The sequence below is a fragment of the Thalassobaculum fulvum genome (assembly GCF_014652915.1).
Classification (GTDB): domain Bacteria; phylum Pseudomonadota; class Alphaproteobacteria; order Thalassobaculales; family Thalassobaculaceae; genus Thalassobaculum_A; species Thalassobaculum_A fulvum.
Window position 1 is genome coordinate 1 of the sequence record NZ_BMZS01000014.1, and the last position, 21,520, is coordinate 21,520.

Genomic DNA, 21,520 nt, shown 5'->3' on the forward strand with positions numbered 1-21,520 from the left:
CTCAACACCATGGTCAAGGAACAAAGGCCATTCAGACCCGCAGACGCTTGACAACAACGCGTACAGTTGCTGGACGGGCGCGCTCCCGCGCGACCGAGCCGGAACCCACGCAGCGACGGGCGCCGGCAGCGGCGGGTGGGTTCCGGCTCCGTCCCGCCTCCGGCGATCCGGTCCGGAATGACGTCAAGATGGGGAGCGACGTAGACTGGCGAATCCTAGGCCGCGAAGCTCACCCCTGACCCGATCGACCAGCCCCGGACTACGCCATGCCCGCCATGCGAACCCTGCTCGACCACGTCGTCCCCGCCACCACCGGCTGGAGCCATGTCGTCCGGGCCGGCGAGACCCTGCGGATCGTCGACCTGGAGGGCCGGCAGGCGGTCGACTTCCTGTGCTACGACGCGCATGACCCGCGCGACCGCTACAGCGCCACCAACACCGTCAAGGTCCAGGGCTCGGCCTTCGTCGGCCTCGGCACGGTGCTGTACGCCGACAGCGGCAAGCCGCTGCTGCGGGTCGTCGCCGACAGCCTCGGCCGGCACGACACCATCTACGGCTGCTGCAGCGAGGCCAACAACCGGCTGCGCTACGGCGTGGCGAACACCCACAGCTGCTACGCCAACTTCGAGGCCGAGCTGGCCAGGCACGGCCTCGACCGCAGCGCCATCGTCGGCAACGTGAACTTCTTCATGCACGTGCCGATCGCCGCCGACGGTGCGCTCGGGGTGGCGCCGGACGTCTCGCCGCCGGGCAGCCATGTCGAGTTGCTGGCCGAGACCGACACCCTGGTGGTGCTGTCGGCCTGCCCGCAGATGCTCAACCCCTGCAACGGCTACAACCCGACGTCGGTGCGCGTCGTCGTCACCGCCCCGGCGTAACCCGCTACTGGCGAACGTAGTGCAGGCCGGTGAACCGGGCCCGCAGCGCCGCGGTGCGCGGGGCGACGGTCTCCGGCGCGTTGGCCCGCAGGCTCTCGGCGATCAGGGCGGCGATTTCCGGCGCGTCGGCCGGGGTCACGCCGCGCCGCACCAGCTCCGGCGTGCCGATCCGAAGCCCGTTCAGGTCGCCCGCCACCTCGGCGATCGGCAGGCCGATGCCGCAGGCCAGGAACCCGCTCCTGCGCAGGGTCTTGGACGCCGCCTGGCCGCCGCCGAACGCCGCCGCTTCGACCGCGAACTGGTGCGACCGGGTGATCCCGCGCTCGGCCGCGAACACCGGCAGGCCGAGCTCCTGCAGCGCCGTGCCCAGCGCCGCCGACAGCTCGACCATGGCCCCAGCGTAGGCGGCGCCGTACTCGCGCCAGTCCAGCAGGGAGATCGCCAGCGCCGCCGACTTGGCGGCGTCGAAATTGGCGGTCATGCCCGGGAACGCGATGGCGTCGAGCCGCTCGGCGATCGCGGAATCGTCGGTCACGATCAGGCCGCCGGCCGGGCCGCCCAGGCTCTTGTAGGTGCTCATGGTCATCAGGTGCGCGCCCTCGGCGAGCGGGTTCGCCCACACCCCGCCGGCGATGATCCCGCACTGATGGGCGGCGTCGAACAGCACCTTGGCGCCGACCTCGTCGGCGATCGCCCGGACCTCGCGCACCGGGTGCGGGAACAGGTTCAGGCTGCCGCCGACGGTGATCAGCTTCGGCCGGACCTGCTGCGCCAGCGCGCGCAGGCCGTCGAGATCGACGGTGTAGCCGTCGGCGTTCACCGGTGCGGGATGGGTCTCCAGGCCGTACAGCCCGGCGCAGCCGTCGCGGTGGTGGGTGACGTGGCCGCCGACGGTGGCCGGCGGCGCGATGATGGCGTCGCCCGGCCGGGTCAGCGCCATGAAGCCGTACAGATTGGCGAGCGCGCCCGAGCCGACCCGGATCTCGGCGTATTTCGCGCCGAACACCTCGGCCGCCAGCTCGGCGGCGATGACCTCGATCTCCTCGATCGCCTCCAGCCCCATCTCGTACTTGTCGCCCGGATAGCCGAGCGACGGCCGGCTCCCCAGCCCCCGCGACAGCGCCGCCTCGGCCGCCGGGTTCATCACGTTGGTGGCCGGGTTCAGGTTGAAGCAGTCGCGGTCGTGGATCTCCAGGTTGCGCCGGATCAGCGCCTCGATCCGGTCGTCGACCTCGGCCGCGGGCTGCTCGGCGGTGCGGCCGGCGATCGACTGCACGAGGTCCTCGCAATGGGCGGGAACCCAGGGGCGGCGGGCGAGCTGCGGCATGGCGTCCTCCCAGTTCGATGCAAGGGCTTGTCAGGCCCAAGGGAACCAGCGGCGGGGGTTGCCGGCAAATCAGTTTTCTGGATTCCTAGGGTCAGAAAAACTGAGTCGTCATGGCCGTCTCCCCGCCCCGTCCCAAGGATCTGCCCCTGACCGCGCTCAGGGCGTTCGAGGCTGCGGCGCGGCTCGGCGGGTTCTCGGCCGCCGCCGCCGAGCTCGGGGTGACGCCGGGTGCGGTCACGGCGCATGTGAAGACCCTGGAGACCGCGCTCGGGGCCGCGCTGTTCGACCGCACCACGCGCGGGGTCCGGCTGACCGCGCTCGGCCGGCGGGTGCTGCCGGAGTTCGTGGCGGCGTTCGACGCCCTCGGCGCGGCGGTGCGGACACTGCGCCGCGAGGCGGCACCCCGGACCGTGCACATCGCCACCCTGCCGTCGATCGCCCAGCTGTGGCTGTCGCCGCGGCTGCCGGCGCTGCGGGCGGCGGCGCCGGAGATCGCGATCTCGATCACCGCCATGGAGACCCCGCCGAACCTGAAGCGCGCGCCCTACGACCTCAGCCTGTTCTACGACGCGGCGCCGGCGGGCCGGATCGAGGACGACGTGATCTTCCCGGTCTGCGCGCCGGCCCTGGCGGCCCGGCTGGCCCGGCCGGAGGATCTCGTCGACGCCTCCTGCCTCTCGGACGCGACCTGGTCCGACGACTGGGCGACCTGGGCCGCCGAGGCCATGCCGGGCGCGGCGTTCGTACCGCGCGGCCCGGTGTTCTCGCTGTACGCGCTGGCGGTCGAGGAGACGGTGAACGGTGCCGGCGTGCTGATCGGCCACCAGGCGCTGGTGGCGGCGCATCTGCGGCGCGGCGACCTGGTCGCTCCGTTCGACCGGCGGGTCCGGCTGGACCGCGGGCTCCGGCTGTGGTCGGACCGGCCGCCGCGGCCCGGCGGCCCGGCCGACCGGGTGGCGCGCTGGCTGGAGGACAGCCGGTAGCGGCCGTCGCACGGCGCTCGATGGCTCCCGGATCTCCGCGGCAGCGCCGCTCCGTCCGGGATGAGGTTGACAGAGCCCGACCCGATGTCCTCATCCCGGCCGAAGCGAAGCGGAGAGCCGGGACCCACGCTGCCACGCGCGCCCGCTTGCCGAAACCGTCGGCGAGGCCTCTACTCCTGTCGGGGCAGCGGGACGGAGCGTGCAGCATGGACAGCCTCGGCCTCCCGGCGGACGGACGGCTGCTGCCGATCGCGGCGACGGCCGGCGGCGTCACGGTCTCGGGCGTGGTGCGCAGCGCCAGCCGGCTCGCCCGCATCCTGGGGATCGACGCCGGCGGACACGACCCAGCCGCCTCTCTCGCCGGTTTCGTCGAGACGGCCGTGGCGGCGGGCTGCACGGCGGTGCGGGCCGAGCTGGCACCCGGCGACGCGACCGCGGCAGCCTTCCCGGCCGCCGGCTTCCGCCCGATCCTCCCGGCCGTGCACGCCGCCCAGCCGCGGCCGGTGCTGCGCTTCGAGTGGCGGGCCGACGGCGGCACGCCGCGCACCCTGCCCTACTACGCCCAGACCACCGGCTTCACCTGCGGCGCGGTGGCGCTGATGCTGGCGCGCCGCCGGCTGGTGCCGGACGCCCCGGTCGACCGCCGCACCGAGGTCGAGCTGTGGCGCCAGGCGACCACGGTGCACGCGCCGCGCGGCCCCGGCGGCTGCGACCCGTTCGGCGTCGCCTGCGCGGCGGCCCGCAAGGGCCTTGGCGTGCGCGTAGTCTCCAGCAGCGCCGGCCCGTTCTTCACCGGCCGCGCCTACGACGAGGCCCAGCTCGAGCTGATGCGCTTCGTGCAGGCCGGGTTCCGCGACGAGGCCGATGCTCGCGGCGTCGCCGTCGAGACCCGCCAGTGGACCCACGCCGACCTGGCCGCGACGCTCTCGGCCGGCGGCAGCGCCATCGTACTGATCGACCAGATGCTGTTTCACGGCGAGGCGATCCCGCACTGGGTGCTGGTGCACGGCCACGTGGCGGAAGGCGAAAGCGACGGCACCTACGCCGTCGACGACCCGTGGGTCGAGCCGCCCGACCGCGAGACCGACACCGACCGCTTCGACCTGCCGGTCCCGGCCGAGGCGCTGGACCGCATGGCGTGGTGGGGGGCGGAGCCGGTGCGGGCGGCGGTGTTGGTGGAGGGAGCTATTGTCCGTGCATTTGACTGCGTCAACTCGGGCATCGGTCCACCTCAGTCCAATTGACAGCGGATCGAGAATCAATTTTTCTCAATCTTTGAGAGAATGCCTCTTCCGGTAGCTTCCTATCCGTGCCCCCCGACTAAGCCGGCGTTACCTGGGCTAACCTTGGTAGTTTCATGGAAAAATTCTTCAAACGCGCGATCTCGAATGTCACAGCCCACGGCGACACCGATATCTTTCCATTTCCATTTGAGAACCACGTCTTTTTTGACAAACCAGACGAAACGATCAGTCTACTACGAGACATTCATACGAGATTTGACTCGTGGATGGCAAATTCGCCACCAAGCTACGATGGTGCTCTAGCGCCTGTAAACTACACGGGATTCCGATGGGCCAATCAAATTGACCCGTTGTGGAACCTATATTTCCTAGCACTCGTCCTCTCAATTGCCGATGATATTGAACTTCAACGCATCCCCATCGCCAACCAAACCGTATTCTCGTATCGTTACTCATGGAACGAAAATACAGCGACGATATTCGATCAGAACTTAAATTGGCGTTTATTCATGGAGCGCTCACTCGAACAGGCAAGCAAACATAACAACGTGATAATTTGCGATATTTCCGAATTCTATCCTCGCTTGAGTCACCATCGTTTGGAAAATGCGCTAGCCCACTTAAATTTAAAATCTGATATCCCCAAGCGTATACGCGAAATTCTGTCCGTGTTCTCCAATACCAATTCATTTGGCATTCCGGTTGGCGGCCCTGCCTCCAGAATTCTTTCTGAACTCGCCCTAAATCAGATAGACCAACTTCTTGCACTTGAAGATATACAGTTCTGCCGGTACTCTGATGATTTCCACATATTCGCCGATAGCATGGAAGATGGGTTCACCAAACTCCTGACGTTGACCGAAAAGTTGCAACACACTCAAGGATTGCAGCTTCAAAAATCAAAAACTCGGATCATGTCGTCCGCGGAATTTATCTCAACCAGCCCTATCCGCGAGGATCATGATGGAACGTCAGATCAGAAAGAAAAATCGCCATCAAGACCTGATGCCGCGCGGCGGCTTATGCGCTTCTCAATTCGGTTTGACCCGTATTCCCCCACTCGTGAAGAAGACTATGAAGATCTAAAGAAGGAGATCAAAAAATTTGATATAATTGGACTTCTTCAATCTGAACTCGCAAAGAGTCGAATTCACATTGCCTTGGCAAAAAAGGTTGTATCTGCCGTTCGGTTTCTTGAGGACAAGCAACGCGATCAGGCAGTAATCTCTTTAATAGAAAATGCCGAGCTTTTGTATCCAATTTTCCCAAGCATCCTTTTGGTCATAAGGCGCGTATTTGAAGAGCTGTCCGATGACACCAAAGCGCTAACGATCGAAAGACTATTGAAAATGTTGAATAGCGGGTCACATGTCCTGAGAGTTGAGTTGATACTTGCCTATGCCATTCGCGTATTAGCACAGCAACCGTCTTCAGGGGTACAGAATGCCCTGGTAAAGCTTTACAATAGTCCGCAGCGTAGCTCGTTCCTCCGCAGGGACATCATCTTGGCGATGACTCGCCTTGGCGCTTGGCATTGGATTTCCGACCGACGGACGACGTTCCGGTCGATGAGTCCTTCAGAGAGAAGGGCGTTCATCGTTGCGTCCTACTCACTGAAGGATGAGGGAAAGCACTGGCGGCAGCACATCAGTGATGAACTCACGCCATTTGAACGCCTGGTTAAGGACTGGGCTGCGTCCAAGGCCTCCAAACAAAATTGGATGATGCCGCTGTGATCTCCGAAGCAACATTCTCTCGGGATTTCGCGTCGTTTTGGCGTCAAACTACCCCCGCGATGGATGGCTTCGTTAGGCGCCTGAACAAGGGCGAGTATGACCGGGACGATCCGCCGATTGACACCGAAACCGCGCCCACGAGACGCGCGTTCGTCAACGAGTCTGCTTTCTCCGCATTGTGTTTGCTGGTGGAGAACGCGCGAACCGAGGAGAGTATGTCACCCGAGGACGCCCTCTTGAGGGTGGCCCCCGCTGTCGCGAGTCAAGGTCTCTACGAGTTTTCAGAAGGCGACTACGATCCCAACTTGTCGGACACTGAAATTTGGGACGGCGTCGAGCAAATAAGGAGAATTCAGCGCCGAGTCTGCGGTCCATCCGATCTCGGGAATGTGGTCGTTCGGCCCAAGTTTACCGGCTGCGGTATCGTCGATGAGTGCTATGGGGATATACTGGTCCACGGCACGCTTTTTGAAATCAAGGCTGGCGAAAGGTTTTTTCGATCCATTGATTTTCGACAGGTATTGACTTATGTCGCACTAGACTATTCCTCTGGATCCAGAAAGATTAATGATATTGCGGTGGTGAATCCGCGCATTGGAATTAGCGTTGAGCTATCTGTTAAGAATTTATGTTTTGCAGTCAGTGGCCGGGAAACCGTAGATCTTCTCGATTTGATTATCTACGGGATGTCGAGTGGCGATGTATCGCGTTAACGTCTTTAAATGCATCTCTAGTTTTGCGGCTTTCTGGGGTGCGTCCCCCCTGGAACAGACGCTGTGGATGACAAAGCTCGCGGTCTCCGCTTCAGACTTGGCTGACGGCTCAGGCTCGGTCAGACGGTCGCCCCGCTCGTCAGAATGACCTTGGGAGCCATCGCGCTGACTCAGACTGTCATGTCACCTCCCCGCCCAAAAAAACACGACGGCCACCCGCCGCACCTCGCGAGGCAGCGGGTGGCCGCGGAGCAAGGTCCCTCTCCCCTCAGCCCCAGACTTCGTCGGCGACCTCCTTCAGCAGCGCCAGCTTGCGCCACTGGTCGTCCTCGGTCAGGTCGTTGCCGTGCGCAGTCGACGAGAACCCGCACTGCGGGCTGACGCACAGCTGGTCGAGCGGCACGTACTTGGCGGCCTCCTCGATGCGGGCGATCAGCGCCGCCTTGCTCTCGAGCTCCGGCTTCTTGGTGGTCATCAGGCCGAGCACCACCTTCTTGCCCTTCGGCACGAACCGCAGCGGCGCGAAGTCGCCGGAGCGCTGGTCGTCGTACTCCAGGAAGAAGCCGTCGATCTTCATCTCGTTGAACAGGATCTCGGCGACCGGCTCGTAGCCGCCCTGGGCGACCCAGGCGCTCTTGAAGTTGCCGCGGCACAAATGCACGCACACCGCCATGTCCGACGGCCGGCCCTTGATCGCCTCGTTGAACAGCCGGCAGTAGACGTGGGTCAGCTCGTCCGGGTCGTCGCCGCGGGCCCGCGTGCTCTCGCGGATCTCGTCGTCGCACAGATAGGCCAGGTTGGTGTCGTCCATCTGCAGGTAGCGGCAACCGCGCCTGGCCAGGTCGGCGATCTCGTCGGCATAGGCGGCCGACAGGTCGGCGTAGAAGTCGTCGAGGTTCGGGTACACGCTCTCGTCGATCGCCTTGCGGCCGCCGCGGAAGTGCAGCATCGACGGTGACGGGATCGTCACCTTCGGGGTGCGGGTGGTGCAGCCGTTCAGGAAGTCGAAGTCGGCGCCCTGGATCGACTTCTCGTGGGTGATCCTGCCGGTCACGTGCATGGTCGGCGGCTTGAAGCCGACCCGGGTGCCGTCGTCCTTGCGGAAGGCGGCCTTGAACTCGCCCTCCTCGATGGTCACGCCGCCGAGCTGCTGCAGGAAGTCGGTGTGGAAGAAGGTCCGGCGGTACTCGCCGTCGGTGATCGCCTGCAGGCCGACCTCCTCCTGGCGCCGGACCACGTCGCGGATGCACTCGTCCTCGACGGCGCGCAGCTCGGCCGCGGTGCACTTGCCGTCCATGGCGCGGGCACGGGCGTCCTGCAGCCTGGCCGGGCGCAACAGGCTGCCGACGTGGTCGAAGCGGAACGGGGCGTTCATGGTGCGGTCTCCTCCGGAGTCTTCTTCGTGGTTGTCGTTGGCATGGGTGTCAGACGGCATCGCCCGTCACACCGCGTCCCTGAGTCTGATCAGGGCGGCGCCGGGCACGCCCTCCAGCAGGCTGCGGTCGGAGCGCGCCAGGTCGAGGTTGCGGCGGGCCAGGCGCGCATGCTCGCGGGCCAGCGCCTCGGCGCGCGCGCCCTCGCGGTTCTCGATCGCCTCCAGGATGGTGCGGTGCTGGTCCTGGGCCACGATCAGCATCTCGCGCGAGCGCGGCAGCTCGGACTGCGCGAAGAAGAACGCCGAGGGCGAGGCGAACGGCAGCGAGGTGGCGTGGTCGATGGCGCGCTCCAGGGCGGCGCTCTTGGCGAGGCCGAGCAGCAACCGGTGGAAGCGCTCGTTCAGCGCCACGTAGGAATTGAAGCCCTCCGGGCCGGAGGACGGGCTGACCACCGAGTCGAGCTGGCGCAGGCAGGTGCGGAGCGCATCGAGCTCGGAGCGCCGGCCGAGCCGCTCGCTCGCCAGCCGGGCGGCGGTGCCCTCCAGCACGCCGCGCAGCTCGATGGCGTCGACGATCTCGTCGTACCCGAACGCCTTGACCACGTAGCCGCCGCCGCGCAGCGCCTCCAGCAGGCCCTCGTGCTCGAGCTTGACCAGGGCCAGCCGCACCGGCGTGCGCGAGACCCCGAGCCGCTCGACCAGCGGCAGTTCCGACACCCGCTCGCCGGGGGCGAGGTCGCCGTTCAGGATCAGGTCGCGCAGCCTCAGCAACGCGTCCAGCGACTGGCTCATGGTATCCGCCCCGCGGTTGCGTCCGATCTGTATACAGAACAAAACCGTATCGGCTGAACCTGGGGTGTCAAGGGGCCGCAAGCCGGTTGGCGCAGGGATACCTTGGATTGGCTGTATACAGATACGCCTCGCCGGGTCGCTCAGCGGTCCAGCCGATAGACCCGCACCGCGTTGCCGCCGAGCACCGCCGCACGGTCGTCCGACGGCAGCGGCGCGAGGTAGCCGTGCACCGCGGAAATCCAGTCGTCATATGACCCTACGAGGGTCAGGACCGGCCAGTCGCTGCCGAAGATCAGGCGCCGCGGGCCGAAGCATTCCAGCAGGTGCCCGACATAGGGGCGCAGCCGATCGGGGGTCCACTCCGGCCCCGCCTCGGTCGCCAGACCGGACAGCTTGCATACAGAACGGCCGTCGGCCGCGATCGCCGCGATGTCGGCCGCCCAGGCCTCGTACAGCCGGTCGCTGATCGCCGGCTTGGCCCCGTGGTCGACCACGATGCGCAGGTCGGGATGGCGGTCGCGCAGGGCCGCCAGCCGCGGCAGGTGGCGCGGCAGGACCAGGGCGTCGAACGCCAGGTCGTGCTCGACGACCGCCCGGAACGCCGGCGCCAGGTCGTCGCGCAGCAGCCAGTCGTCGTCGCCGAGGTCCTGCACCATCGGCCGCAGCCCGACCAGCCGCGGGTGTGCCGCCAGGGCGGCGATCCGCTCGGGCACGTCGGCCGCCTCGAAATCGGTCCAGCCGACGACGCCGCGCACGAACGGATGGGCGTCGGCGATGTCGAGCAGGAACCGGGTCTCGGCCTCGGTCGGCGCCGCCTGCACCAGCACCGTGCCGACGACGCCGTTCGCCCGCATCAGCGGCAGCAGGTCGGCCGGCATGAAGTCGCGGTACAGCGGCTCAAAGTCCCGGGTCAGCCAGCCGTAGTCGCCGCGCGCCAGCCGCCAGAAGTGCTGATGCGCGTCGATGATCCCGGCCATGGCTCCCCTCGCCTCCGGTCAGCCCTTCAGGTCGTCGAGCAGTCGGACCACGTCGGCCGAGGCGGTCTCGACCAGCTCGATGGCGGCCAGCGCCTCGTCCAGTTTGCCGGCCTGGAACAGCGCGGCGGCGCGCTTGCCGTGCTCGTGGACCAGCCGGTGCGGCTCCTCCAGCGCCCGGAACGCCGGCCGGCCGCGCACCGGCGTCGAGGCGTCGCCGTAGTACCACTTGCCGAGCCGGCAGGAGTGGTGGTCGGACAGTTCCTCGGCCCGCAGCTGCTCGCGGCCGACCGCCATGTCGACCAGCCGCTTCTTCCAGATGACGTGGTCGGCCTTGGCCAGACGCACCACCTTGTCCGGGAACTCCTGCCTGGCGAGGCCGCCGAGCTGCTGTCCGATGCCCTGCTGGCTGACCGCCATGACGTCGGCCAGCCGGTCGACCTGGTGGACGTTGTCGGCGGTCAGGCCGGCGATCCCCGAGATCCCCTCGGACACCTCGCCGGTGGCGGCGCGCTGGTCCGACAGGATGCCGGCGATCTCGCCCATGTGCTGGGCCACCGACTCGATGCCGCCGCCGACCTGGGCCATGTCGGCGTCCAGCTCGTCCATGACGCTGCGGCCGGCGGTGACCGCCTGCCCGCCCTCGGCCATCGAGGCGACGATGCCGGCGATCTCCCCGCGCAGTGCGGCGATGCGCTGGCGGATCACGTTGGTCGCCTCGGCGGTCTGCTGCGACAGCGCCTTGACCTCGCCGGCCACCACCGCGAAGCCCTTGCCGGCTTCGCCGGCGCGGGCGGCTTCGATCGTGGCGTTCAGCGCCAGCAGGTTGGTCTGCTTGGCGATCGCGTCGATCGACTGGACGATGCCGCCGATCTCCTCGGACGCGGCGTTCAGGGCGTCGACCTTGGCGGTGGCCGCCTCGACGGTGCTGGCGATCTGGCCCATCGCCTCGACCGCGTTGCGGACCGCGCCGACGCTGTGCTGCACGGTCGACCGCATCTCGTCCGCCCCGGCGGCGGCGGCGGCGCTGGTCTCGCTGATCTGCGCGACCGAGGCCACCAGCTCCTCGGTGGCCGCGGCGATCGACTGGGCCCGGCCGTCGATGTCGCGGGCCGAGGACAGGATGCGGGCGGCCGCGATCGCCGCCTCGTTCATGTCGATCGCCAGGTGGACCGCGCAGTCCAGGTCGCGGCTGCGGTCGCCCTCCAGCGCCTCGGCGAGGCGGGTGACGGCCAGGGACAGCGGGTCGCCGCCGGCCGGCCGCCGGGTCAGGTCACCGCCCCGAAGCGCATCGAGGACCGCGATGAGATCGGCGTCGCGCGCCCCGTCCGCCTGCTGTTCCGCCGTATCGCTCACACCCGTTCTCCCGTCCCCGACATCGACGCCATGCTGCTTAGGACGCCGGCCGCCGGACAACAAGACGCTCACACTGCGGCCTGCCGCCGCGGCAGTGGAACCGGCGGTCGCCGCGCGCTATGAGAATGGCCATGCGGATCGCTCTCCTGCAATGCGAACCCGGTGCGCCTGACATCGCCGAAGGCCTCGCCCGGCTCGACGCCGCGGCGTCGCGCGCCGCGGCCGCCGGGGCCGGGCTGCTGGTCACGCCCGAGATGTTCCTGACCGGCTACGCCATCGGCGCCGACGCAGTCGCGCGCCTCGCCGAGCCGGCCGACGGACCGGCGGCGCGGGAGGCCGGCGCCATCGCCCGCCGGCACGGCATCGCGCTGCTGTACGGCTGGCCGGAGCGCGCCGGCGACGCGGTCTACAACAGCGTCCGGCTGCTCGACGCCGCCGGCACGACGCTCGCGGTCTACCGCAAGACCCATCTATTCGGCGACGTCGACCGGGCCCAGTTCCGGGCCGGCGACGCCCTCTCGCCGGTGGTCGCGCTCGGCGGGCTGAAGGTCGCGCTGGCGATCTGCTACGACATCGAGTTCCCGGAGGTGGCGCGCACCCTCGCGGTGGCCGGCGCCGAGGCGATCCTGGTACCGACCGCCAACATGGCGCCGTTCGAGAGCGTGGCGGCCCGGCTGGTGCCGGCCCGGGCCGAGGAGAACACGGTGTTCGTCGCCTACGCCAACTACGTCGGCCACGAAGCGGACTTCGGCTACTGCGGCCTGTCCTGCGTCTGCGCGCCGGACGGCACCGACCTAGCGCGCGCCGGCACCGGCGAGACGCTGCTGGTCGCCGACCTGGAGCGCGCCCGCCTGGTCGCCGCCCGGTCGACGCTGAGCTACCTGCGCGACCGGCGGCCGGAGCTGTACTGATGGCCCTGCGCCGACGCGGCGGGTGGGTTCCGGAGCCGGGCACTGACGTGCCCTCTCCGGAATGACGAAGGTGTGGAAGGCGACGCAAGACCTCTCTTCTGTCCGTCATCCCGGAGGGCCCGCGACGGCGGGCGGCTCCGGGACCCACGAGGTGACGGGCGCGGAGCACGTACGAAAGACCAAGCGAGGAACCCCATGACCGCCGGCAACGATCTCGGCCCCGTCACCGTCTTCGGACCGGACTTTCCGTTCCCGTTCGACGACTGGCTGGCGCACCCGGCCGGCCTCGGCAGCGTCCCGGCCGACCGGCACGGCGCCGAGGTGGCGATCGTCGGCGCCGGCATCGCCGGGCTGATCGCCGGCTACGAGCTGATGAAGCTCGGCCTGCGCCCGGTGATCTTCGAGTCCGGCCAGCTCGGCGGCCGGCTGCGCTCGCAGCCCTTCGAAGGCGCCGACGGCATCGTCGCCGAGCTCGGCGGCATGCGGTTCCCGGAATCCTCGACCGCGTTCTGGCACTACGCGAACCGGGTCGGCGTCGAGTCCCGGCCGTTCCCGAACCCGCTGACCGCGGCCGCCGGCAGCACGGTGATCGACCTGGAGGGCGAGACCTTCTACGCCGAGACCCTCGCGGACCTGCCGGCGATGTTCCGCGAGGTGGCGGACGCCTGGGCGGCGGCGCTGGCGGAAGGGGCGGACTTCACCGCCCTGCAGGCGGCGCTGCGCGCCCGCGACGTGAAGCGGCTGAAGGAGATCTGGGACCCGCTGGTCGCGCAGTGGGACGAGCGCACCTTCTACGACTTCGTCGCCTCGTCGTCGGCGTTCCGGGCCCTGCCGTTCCGTCACCGCGAGGTGTTCGGCCAGGTCGGCTTCGGCACCGGTGGCTGGGACAGCGACTTCCCGAACTCGATGCTGGAGATCCTGCGGGTCGTGCTGACCGGCTGCGACGAGAACCAGCGCTTCGTGGTCGGCGGTGTCGAGCGGGTGCCGCAGGGCCTGTGGCGACGCTCTCCCGACCGCCTGGTGCACTGGCCGCGCGGCACCAGCCTGGCATCGCTGCACGGCGGCGCGCCGCGGCCGGGGGTGGCCCGGATCGCCCGGCACGCCGGCGGCAAGTTCGCGGTGACCGACCGCTGGGGCCGTACCCAGAGCTTCGACGCGGTGGTCGCGACCTGCCAGTCCTGGCTGCTGACCACCGCCATCGACTGCGAGGAATCCCTGTTCTCGCAGCCGATGTGGATGGCGCTCGACCGCACCCGCTACATGCAGTCGTCCAAGACCTTCGTGATGGTCGACCGGCCGTTCTGGAAGGACAAGGACCCGGCGACCGGCCGCGACCGCATGAGCATGACCCTGACCGACCGGCTGACCCGCGGCACCTACCTGTTCGACAACGGCCCGGACCGGCCCGGCGTGATCTGCCTGACCTACTCGTGGATGAGCGACGCCCTGAAGATGCTGCCGCACCCGGTCGAGAAGCGGGTCGAGCTGGCGCTGTCGGCGCTCGCCAAGATCTACCCGGACGTGGCGATCCGCGACCACATCATTGGCGACCCGATCACCGTGTCGTGGGAGAGCGACCCGAACTTCCTCGGCGCCTTCAAGGGCGCCCTGCCCGGCCACTACCGCTACAACCACCGCATGTACGGCCACTTCATGCAGGACGACCTGCCGCCCGAACAGCGCGGCATCTTCCTGGCCGGCGACGACGTCTCCTGGACCCCGGCCTGGGTCGAGGGCGCGGTGCAGACCGCGCTGAACGCGGTGTGGGGCGTGATGACCCACTTCGGCGGCCAGACCGAACCGGGCAACCCCGGGCCGGGCGATCTGTACGCGGAGATCGGGCCGGTCAGGCTGCCGGACTGAGCCAGTGCCAAGCAACTCGGCAGCGGGTGGGTTCCGGCTCCGTCCCGCCTCCGGCGACCCGGTCCGGAATGACGTCAAAGAATGGGTGACGCGTGTCCCGCCCAGCGGATCATGCCTCCTCCAATGACGTCATTCCGGACGGACGCGTCGCCCTCGGCGCGGCCGAGCCGGAACCCACGGCGCGACGGGCGTACCCGCTTGGCACAAACACCGTTTCCTCACACCGGAGTCCCCTTCCGCCCGCAAAGTGGGCATGCTTTCGCCACGAGTGTCGTGGATGATCCGGCCTGCCTGCCGATTGCCTCGGCCGGCGACCGCGTACCGACCCGCCGGAGGCTGCCATGTTCGAGATCCCCCGCCTCGCCGCCCTGTTGCCCGTGTCGCTGGCCGCCGCGGTGGCGCTGGCGGCCGCCCCGGCGGCAGCTGCCGATATCGGCTTCGCCAAGGAACGCTACCTGCTGGACGGCAGCAGCCCGACGGTCTGCCTGGACTTCAGCGCGCCGGTGGCGTTCCCGCCGGGCAGTTTTCCGGAGGATTACGTCTCGGTCGAGCCGAAGGCCCAGCTGGACGTGCGTGTGCAGGACGGCGCGCTGTGCCTCGGCGGCCTGGCCTGGGGCACCTACTACGTGGCGACCCTGAAGCCCGGCGTGCCGGCGGCCGACGGCAGCCGGACCGCGAGTGCCGGCACGGTCCACCTGGAGATCCCCGACGCCCCGGCGTCGGTCGGGTTCGCCGGCGGCGGCTACGTGCTGGCCCAGGCCGGCGAGACCGCGCTGCCGGTCACCACGGTCAACGTCGACGAGGTGAAGCTGCGGGTCCTGCGGATCGTCGACCGCAACCTGATCGACGAGCTGGCCGAGGGCGACTTCACCCGCTCGATGAACGGCTGGTGGGCCGAGCAGATCGAGCGCACCGACGGCGAGCTGGTCTGGGAGGGCACGCTGAAGACCCCGGGGGCGCGCAACCGGCGGGTCCGCACCGGCATCCCGATCGACGAGATCGTCGACCGCTCGGTGCCGGGCGTGCACGTGGTCACCGCGCAGGCCGCGAACGGGCCCGACGAGCCGTGGACCACGCTGGCGACCCAGTGGCTGGTGGTGTCGAACCTGGGGCTGACCACCTTCACCGGCGGCGACGGGCTGACCGCGTTCGTGAACGGCCTGGACGACGCCAGGCCGGTCCGCGGCGTCGAGACCGTGCTGCTGGCCCGCAACAACAAGATCCTGGGCCGCGCCACCACCGACGCAGCCGGGCGCGTCGACTTCCCCGGCGGCCTGCTGCGCGGCCGCGGCGGCAACGAGGCGACCGCCCTGCTGGCCTACGGCCCGAACCACGACTTCACCGTGCTGCGGCTGACCGGCCCGGCCTTCGACCTGTCCGACCGCGGCGTCGCCGGCCGCACCCCGCCGGGACCGCTCGACGGCTTCCTGTGGGCCGACCGCGACATCTTCCGCCCGGGCGAGACCGTGCATCTCGCCGCCCTTCTGCGGGACGCTCAGGCACGCGCCGTCGACAACATGCCGCTGACCCTGGCGGTCGTGCGGCCGGACGGCCAGGACTTCCGCCGGCTGGTGCTGCCGGCGCGCGACGGCGGCGCCTACCAGAGCGACGTCGAGCTGCCGAAATCGGCCCCGACCGGCCGCTGGACCGCGCTGCTGTACGCCGACCCCAAGGCCGCCCCGGTCGCCGAGATGCCGTTCTCGGTCGAGGACTTCGTGCCCGAGCGGCTCGACCTCGAGCTGACCGCCGCCACCGACGACATCGCCGCCGGCGAGACCGTCGAGGTCGCGCTCGACGGCCGGTTCCTGTTCGGCGCGCCGGCCGCCGGCCTGCGGGTGACGTCCGAACTGGTGGTGACGGCCGACCCGGAGCCGTATCCCGACTGGAAGGACTACGCCTTCGGGCTGGCGACCGAGCAGTGGTCGGCGGTCCGGACCGAGCTTCCCGAGAGCCGCACCGACGCCGACGGCAAGGGCACGGTCGCGGCCACGCTGCCGGCGATCGGCGACACCACCCTGCCGCTGCTGGCGCGGGTACGGTCGACGCTGCTGGAGCCGGGCGGGCGCGGCGTGACCCGGTCGCTCGACCTGAAGGTTGGCGGCCGGCCACTCGCCATCGGCATCCGTCCGGGCTTCGCGGACGCCACGGTGTCCGAGGAATCCGACGCCGGGTTCCAGGTGATCGCCCTCGACCCCGACGGCCGGCCGGTCGCGGGCAAGACCCTGAACTGGGAGCTGATCCGCGAGGTCCGGCACTACGACTGGATACGGGTGAACGGCAACTGGGAGGTCGAGACCACGGTCGCCAACCGGCGGGTCGACTCCGGCACGCTGGAAACGGCGGCCGCCGGCCCGCAGACCCTGGCGGTGCCGGTCGACTGGGGCTGGTACCGCTTCGAGGTGTACGACGTCGCGACCGGGGCGGCCTCCAGCGTCCGGTTCAGTGCCGGCTGGCGGGCCGGGCCGTCGGTCGCCTCCGCCCCCGACAAGGTCAAGGTCAGCCTGGACCGCGACGGCTACCGCCCCGGCGACACCGCGAAGGTGTTCATCGAGCCGCCCTATGCCGGCGAGGCGCTGGTCACCGTGCTCGGCGACACGGTGCTGTCGACCCGGCGGGTGACGGTACCGGCCGAGGGCACCGAGTTCGCCCTGCCAGTCGACGGCAACTGGGGTGCGGCCGGCGCCTACGTCGCGGTTACATTGCTGCGCCCGGGCCGCCCCGACGCGGCCAAGACCGACCCCGCCAGCTCCGACGCGCCGCCGGCCCCGGGCCGGGCGATCGGCTTGGCCTGGCTGAAACTCGACCGCAGCGACCGCGAGCTCGGCGTCTCGATCCTGACCCCGGCCGAGACCACACCCGAGCACCGGCTGGTGGTGCCGGTCGCGGTGTCCGGACTGGACGTCGGCGAGCAGGCCTGGCTGACCCTGGCGGCGGTCGACCGCGGCGTGCTGGCCCTGACCGGATTCGAGACGCCCGATCCCGAAGACCATTTCTTCGGCAAGCGCCGGCTGCCGATCGACCTGCGGGACCTGTACGGCCGGCTCATCGACGGCGCCTACGACCGGGTCGGCGCGCTGCGCTCCGGCGGCGACGCCATGGGCCAGCACAATGCCGGGCTGGCCGCCGACGCCTACGAGACGGTGGCGCTGTTCTCCGGCCTGGTCGCCGTCGGCCCCGGCGGGCGGGTCGAGGTGCCGCTCGACATCCCGGACTTCAACGGCGAGCTGCGGCTGATGGCGGTGGCGTTCTCGGCCGACAAGCTCGGCCATGCCGACACACCGCTGCCGGTGCGCCCGCCGGTGGTCGCGGAGCTGTCGCGACCGCGCTTCCTGGCGCCCGGCGACGTCGCCGAGTTGATCCTGGAGCTGCACAACCTGACCGGCGGCCCCGGCGACTACCGGGTGACGGTGACCGTCGACGGGCCGGTCGCGCTCCGCGACGGCGCCGAGCAGACGGTGGCGCTGGAGACCGGCGGCAAGGCCGACCGCAGCGTTCGCCTGGAAGCCACCGGAACCGGCGTCGCGCAGGTTTCGCTGTCGCTGACCGGCCCCGGCGACCTCGCGCTGCAGCGCCGCTTCGCCCTGACCGTGCGGCCGGCGCAGACCGCCCAGACCGAGCGGCGCACCGTGTGGCTGGCCCCCGGCAGCATGCTGCGCCTCGACCCGGCCCTGTCGGCCGGCCTGCGCCCGGAGACCGTGCGAACCGGCGTGACCGTCGGCACCGCACCGACCTTCGACCTGCCGCACCTGCTCGGCGCGCTGTACCGGTATCCGTACGGCTGCCTCGAGCAGACCGTCAGCACGGCGATGCCGCTGCTGTATGTCGACGACCTCGCCGCCTATGCCGGACTCGTCGAGGATCCGGCGGCGCTGCGCGACCGGGCGCAGAAGGCGATCTGGCGGATCCTCAACATGCAGCGCTCCGACGGCGCGTTCTCGCTGTGGGACGCCTATGGGCCGGCCGAGCCATGGCTGTCGGCCTACGCGCTCGACTTCCTCACCCGTGCCCGGGCGGCCGGGCTGACGGTGCCCGACGGCGCCTATGACCAGGGCCTGGACTGGCTGAAGTCCGGGATCGTCGAGCAGGCGCAGTGGACCGAGGACTCGGTCGCCCGGCCCTACGCCCTGTACGTCCTGGCGCAGGCCGGACGGACCGACGTCGTCGGCGCCGCCCGCTACCTCGCCGACAACCGGGCCGGCCGGCTGCCCTACGGGGCCCGCGGCCATCTGGCGGCCACCCTCGCCCGGCTCGGCGAGACCGAGCGCGCGGCCCGGCTGCTGGCCGACTCCGACGTCCCGGCGCGCGACTGGTGGCGGCACGACTACGGCACCCGGCTGCGCGATGCCGCCCTGCGACTGACGGTGCTGACCGAGGCCGGCGGCGACCCGAAGGCGGTCGCGAGCCTCGTCGACCAGGTCGCCGACCTGGCGGCCGGGCGGCGCTGGCTCAGCACCCAGGAAATGAGCTGGTTGGTGCTGGCCGCCAAGGCGGTGATCGAGCGCCAGCAGGCGGTGACCGCCGAGATCGACGGTCGGCTGACCGGGCCGCAGACCCGGCCGATCGCGGCGTTCCCGACCCCGGAGCAGCTCGAGCGCGGCTATGTGATCTCCAACCGCGGTGGCGAGACCGTGCGGATCGCGGTGTCCAGCACCGGGGTGCCGACCGCGCCGCTGCCGCCGGAGACACAAGGCTTCACGGTGGAGCGGACGATCCGGGCGCTCGACGGCACGCCGCTGGCCGACGGGACCGAGCTGGTCCAGGGGGAGCGCTACGTGGTGCTGCTGAACGGCAGCAGCGACGCCGCCCCCGCGCACCAGGCGCTGCTGGTCGACCTGCTGCCGGCCGGGCTGGAGATCGAGAACACCCGGCTGCGCAACGGCGGCGACACCGGCGACTTCTCCTGGCTGCCGGAGCTGACGGAGGCCCGGCACGTGGAGATTCGCGACGACCGGTTCATCGCGGCCTACGACCTGTCCGACCGGCGCGGCACCTTCACCGCCGCCTACATCGTGCGCGCGGTGACCCGCGGCAGCTACGTGGCCCCGGCGCCCTATGTCGAGGACATGTACCAGCCGTTCCGGTTCGCCCGCGGCCCGGTCGGGCGGGTCACCGTGGCCGCCGCGGCGACGGGGAAGTAGCCGCGTGCGGCGGCGTGCCGGCATCCTGGGAGCGGCGCTGATCGCGCTGCTGGCCGGCGCGTTGCTGGCGGGCCCGGCGGCCTGGGAAAGCCTGACCCGGCCGCTGGACCGCGCCGTCGACCCGTCGCTCACCGTCGCCGACCGCGACGGCCGGGCGCTCAGGGTGTTCCTGTCGGTCGACGGGTCGTGGCGCCTGCCGGCCGACCCGGCGCATATCGAGCCGCAGTACCTGGCGATGCTGACCGCCGTCGAGGACAAGCGGTTCCGGGAGCACCCGGGCGTCGACCCGCTGGCCGTCGCCCGCGCGCTCGGCCAGATGCTCGCCAGCGGCCGCGTGGTGTCGGGCGCCTCCACCCTGACCATGCAGACGGTCCGCCTGCTCGACCCGCAGCCGCGGACCCTCGGCGCCAAGGCGGTCGAGGCGCTGCGGGCGCTGATCCTGGAGAGCCGCCGGAGCAAGGACGAGATCCTGGCCCTGTACCTCACCCTGGCGCCCTACGGCGGCAACATCGAGGGCGTGCGGGCCGCCTCGCTCGCCTATTTCGGCCACGAGCCGTCGGCCCTCACCCCGGCCGAGGCGGCGCTGCTGGTGGCGATCCCGCAGGCGCCCGAGCGGCTGCGCCCGGACCGGCATCCGGAGGCCGCCCGTCGGGCCCGCGACCGCATCCTCGAGCGCGCCGCCGCGGCCGGCGTGATCGCCGCGAGCGTTGTGGCCGAAGCCGAGCGCGACCCGGTGCCGTCGGGCCGCCGGCCGATGCCGATGCATGCCCCGCACCTGGCCCGCCGGCTCGCCCTGGGCGCGACGGACGGAACCGCCGTCGTCCGCACTTCGCTGGACGGCGACCTGCAGCGCCGGATCGAGGGCATGGCGGCGCGCTGGGCCGAGACCCTGGATCCCGAGACCGGCGTGGCGGTGGTGGTCGCCGACGCGGCGACCGGCGCGGTGCTGGCGCATCTCGGCTCGCCCGACTTCTTCTCGACCCGGCGGTCCGGGCAGGTCGACATGACCCGGGCGGTGCGCTCGCCGGGATCGACGCTCAAGCCGTTCCTGTACGGCCTCGCCTTCGACGACGGCTTCCTGGACCCGCGGTCGGTGGTGACCGACGCGCCGATCAGCATCGGCGGCTACGCACCCGCCAACTTCACGCCGGTCCATCACGGCGAGCTGCCGGCGGCCGACGCGCTCCGGCGGTCGCTGAACGTGCCGGCGGTCGGCATCCTCGACCGCTACGGCCCGGCCCGGTTCGTCAACCGCCTCGCCACCGCCGGCACCCGGATCGAGCTGCCGCATGTCGCCGAGCGCCCCGGGCTGGCGGTGATTCTCGGCGGCCTCGGCACCACGCTCGAGGACCTGGTCGGCCTGTACACCGCGCTCGACCACGACGGACGCGCGCGGCCGCTGACCATGCTGGCGGACGAGTCCCCCGCCGTCGAACGGTCCCGGCCGCTGCTGTCGGCCGGCGCCGCCTGGGAGATCGCCCGGATCCTGGAAAGCACGCCGCACCCCACACACTCGGCCGGCCGCCGCAGCGGGCCGGTGGCCTGGAAGACCGGCACCTCCTATGGCTTCCGCGACGCCTGGGCGATCGGCACGGCGAACGGCCGCGTGGTCGGGGTCTGGGTCGGCCGCCCGGACGGCACGCCGCGCCCGGGCCACTACGGCAGCCGCTCGGCCGCCCCGCTGCTGTTCGAGGTGTTCGACGTCCTGCCCGCCGCCCCCCGGCTGGCGGCGCCCGCCCCGTCCGGCGACGCGGTCCCGCCGTCGGCGCGGCCGCTGCCGCCGGCGCTGGCCTACTTCCCGCCGCGGCCGGCCAGCCCAGCCGGCGACCCGGTGCGGATCGCCTATCCGCGCGACGGCAGCGAGATCGAGCGCCCCTCGGACCGGCCGATCGCCCTGCAGGCCAAGGGCGGCCGGCGACCGCTGATCTGGCTGGTCGACGGGCGGCCGGTCCCGGCCCCGCCGCACCGCCGCGATGCCGCCTGGAGCCCCGACGGCATCGGCTTCGCCACCGTGACGGTGATCGACGCCGACGGCCTGTCGGCCCAGGCCCGCATCCGGGTGCGGTAGCGGGCGCCCGTCGCGTCGTGGGTCCCGGCTCTCCGCGGCTTCGCCGCTGCGGCCGGGATGAGGGGGAATTGTGGAGATCCTCCTCACTCCCTCATCCCGGGCGGGCGCAGCCCGAACCGGGGACCCACCAAGCGGCGGGCATCGCCCCCTTCCGGCACCGCC

The 21,520-nt window shown here is 70.4% G+C and carries 14 protein-coding genes; 9 read left to right on the top strand and 5 right to left on the bottom strand.

Annotated elements, in window-relative coordinates; translation table 11 throughout:
- Positions 1 to 266: 266 nt before the first annotated feature.
- Positions 267 to 878, top strand: a complete 612-nt coding sequence (locus tag IE246_RS25040) for a DUF1989 domain-containing protein (protein ID WP_229837490.1) — start codon at positions 267 to 269, stop codon at positions 876 to 878.
- A 4-nt stretch (positions 879 to 882) separates the two neighbouring features.
- On the opposite strand, the gene glyA is transcribed toward IE246_RS25040, so the two are convergent.
- Complete coding sequence (glyA, locus tag IE246_RS25045) at positions 883 to 2,205, bottom strand: serine hydroxymethyltransferase (RefSeq protein ID WP_189994886.1); 1,323 nt, start codon at positions 2,203 to 2,205, stop codon at positions 883 to 885.
- A gap of 110 nt (positions 2,206 to 2,315) precedes the next feature.
- Here glyA and IE246_RS25050 point away from each other — a divergent pair, with 110 nt between their 5' ends.
- The 4 genes from IE246_RS25050 to IE246_RS25065 all read left to right on the top strand — a co-directional run bounded on the left by IE246_RS25050 (position 2,316) and on the right by IE246_RS25065 (position 6,881).
- Positions 2,316 to 3,188, top strand: a complete 873-nt coding sequence (locus tag IE246_RS25050; protein ID WP_189994889.1) for a LysR family transcriptional regulator — start codon at positions 2,316 to 2,318, stop codon at positions 3,186 to 3,188.
- 206 nt (positions 3,189 to 3,394) lie between these two features.
- A complete protein-coding gene (locus tag IE246_RS25055) occupies positions 3,395 to 4,432 on the top strand; it encodes a peptidase C39 family protein (RefSeq protein ID WP_189994890.1) in 1,038 nt (345 codons plus the stop codon).
- Between the two features lie 113 nt (positions 4,433 to 4,545).
- On the top strand, positions 4,546 to 6,168 hold the full coding sequence (locus IE246_RS25060; protein ID WP_189994893.1) for an RNA-directed DNA polymerase: 1,623 nt from the start codon (positions 4,546 to 4,548) through the stop codon (positions 6,166 to 6,168).
- Positions 6,165 to 6,881 carry a hypothetical protein gene (locus tag IE246_RS25065; RefSeq protein WP_189994894.1) on the top strand — a complete coding sequence of 239 codons (717 nt, stop codon included), beginning with the start codon at positions 6,165 to 6,167 and terminating at the stop codon, positions 6,879 to 6,881. Before IE246_RS25060 ends, IE246_RS25065 begins: the two co-directional genes overlap by 4 nt.
- A 268-nt stretch (positions 6,882 to 7,149) precedes the next feature.
- On the opposite strand, the gene IE246_RS25070 is transcribed toward IE246_RS25065, so the two are convergent.
- The 4 genes from IE246_RS25070 to IE246_RS25085 all read right to left on the bottom strand — a co-directional run bounded on the left by IE246_RS25070 (position 7,150) and on the right by IE246_RS25085 (position 11,378).
- Entirely contained in the window at positions 7,150 to 8,256 is a 1,107-nt protein-coding gene (locus IE246_RS25070) for a 5-methyltetrahydropteroyltriglutamate--homocysteine S-methyltransferase (protein ID WP_189994896.1), read from the bottom strand.
- Between the two features lie 66 nt (positions 8,257 to 8,322).
- The gene (locus tag IE246_RS25075; RefSeq protein WP_189994898.1) at positions 8,323 to 9,048 is read right to left on the bottom strand and encodes a GntR family transcriptional regulator; all 726 of its coding nucleotides are present in this window, start codon (positions 9,046 to 9,048) and stop codon (positions 8,323 to 8,325) included.
- A 140-nt stretch (positions 9,049 to 9,188) separates the two neighbouring features.
- A complete protein-coding gene (locus IE246_RS25080; protein ID WP_189994900.1) occupies positions 9,189 to 10,025 on the bottom strand; it encodes an amidohydrolase family protein in 837 nt (278 codons plus the stop codon).
- An 18-nt stretch (positions 10,026 to 10,043) separates the two neighbouring features.
- Positions 10,044 to 11,378 (bottom strand): methyl-accepting chemotaxis protein, encoded by a 1,335-nt coding sequence (locus tag IE246_RS25085; RefSeq protein ID WP_189994901.1) that lies wholly within the window; start codon positions 11,376 to 11,378, stop codon positions 10,044 to 10,046.
- 131 nt (positions 11,379 to 11,509) lie between these two features.
- On the opposite strand from IE246_RS25085, the gene IE246_RS25090 reads away from it, so the two are divergent.
- The 4 genes from IE246_RS25090 (at position 11,510) to pbpC (ending at position 21,358) form a co-directional block, all read left to right on the top strand.
- Positions 11,510 to 12,289, top strand: a complete 780-nt coding sequence (locus tag IE246_RS25090) for a carbon-nitrogen hydrolase family protein (protein ID WP_189994902.1) — start codon at positions 11,510 to 11,512, stop codon at positions 12,287 to 12,289.
- A 195-nt stretch (positions 12,290 to 12,484) separates the two neighbouring features.
- The gene (locus IE246_RS25095) at positions 12,485 to 14,152 is read left to right on the top strand and encodes a flavin monoamine oxidase family protein (protein ID WP_189994903.1); all 1,668 of its coding nucleotides are present in this window, start codon (positions 12,485 to 12,487) and stop codon (positions 14,150 to 14,152) included.
- Positions 14,153 to 14,493: 341 nt separating this feature from the next.
- Entirely contained in the window at positions 14,494 to 19,290 is a 4,797-nt protein-coding gene (locus tag IE246_RS25100) for an alpha-2-macroglobulin family protein (protein ID WP_189994905.1), read from the top strand.
- 4 nt (positions 19,291 to 19,294) lie between these two features.
- Entirely contained in the window at positions 19,295 to 21,358 is a 2,064-nt protein-coding gene (pbpC, locus tag IE246_RS25105) for a penicillin-binding protein 1C (protein WP_229837491.1), read from the top strand.
- Positions 21,359 to 21,520: the final 162 nt, after the last annotated feature.

What these genes read in the sequence shown, in the direction of transcription:
- IE246_RS25040 (WP_229837490.1), top strand. Translation starts at nt 267, where the DNA reads ATGCCCGCCATGCGAACCCTGCTCGACCACGTCGTCCCCGCCACCACC.
- glyA (WP_189994886.1), bottom strand. Translation starts at nt 2,205, where the DNA reads ATGCCGCAGCTCGCCCGCCGCCCCTGGGTTCCCGCCCATTGCGAGGAC.
- IE246_RS25050 (WP_189994889.1), top strand. Translation starts at nt 2,316, where the DNA reads ATGGCCGTCTCCCCGCCCCGTCCCAAGGATCTGCCCCTGACCGCGCTC.
- IE246_RS25055 (WP_189994890.1), top strand. Translation starts at nt 3,395, where the DNA reads ATGGACAGCCTCGGCCTCCCGGCGGACGGACGGCTGCTGCCGATCGCG.
- IE246_RS25060 (WP_189994893.1), top strand. Translation starts at nt 4,546, where the DNA reads ATGGAAAAATTCTTCAAACGCGCGATCTCGAATGTCACAGCCCACGGC.
- IE246_RS25070 (WP_189994896.1), bottom strand. Translation starts at nt 8,256, where the DNA reads ATGAACGCCCCGTTCCGCTTCGACCACGTCGGCAGCCTGTTGCGCCCG.
- IE246_RS25075 (WP_189994898.1), bottom strand. Translation starts at nt 9,048, where the DNA reads ATGAGCCAGTCGCTGGACGCGTTGCTGAGGCTGCGCGACCTGATCCTG.
- IE246_RS25080 (WP_189994900.1), bottom strand. Translation starts at nt 10,025, where the DNA reads ATGGCCGGGATCATCGACGCGCATCAGCACTTCTGGCGGCTGGCGCGC.
- IE246_RS25090 (WP_189994902.1), top strand. Translation starts at nt 11,510, where the DNA reads ATGCGGATCGCTCTCCTGCAATGCGAACCCGGTGCGCCTGACATCGCC.
- IE246_RS25095 (WP_189994903.1), top strand. Translation starts at nt 12,485, where the DNA reads ATGACCGCCGGCAACGATCTCGGCCCCGTCACCGTCTTCGGACCGGAC.
- IE246_RS25100 (WP_189994905.1), top strand. Translation starts at nt 14,494, where the DNA reads ATGTTCGAGATCCCCCGCCTCGCCGCCCTGTTGCCCGTGTCGCTGGCC.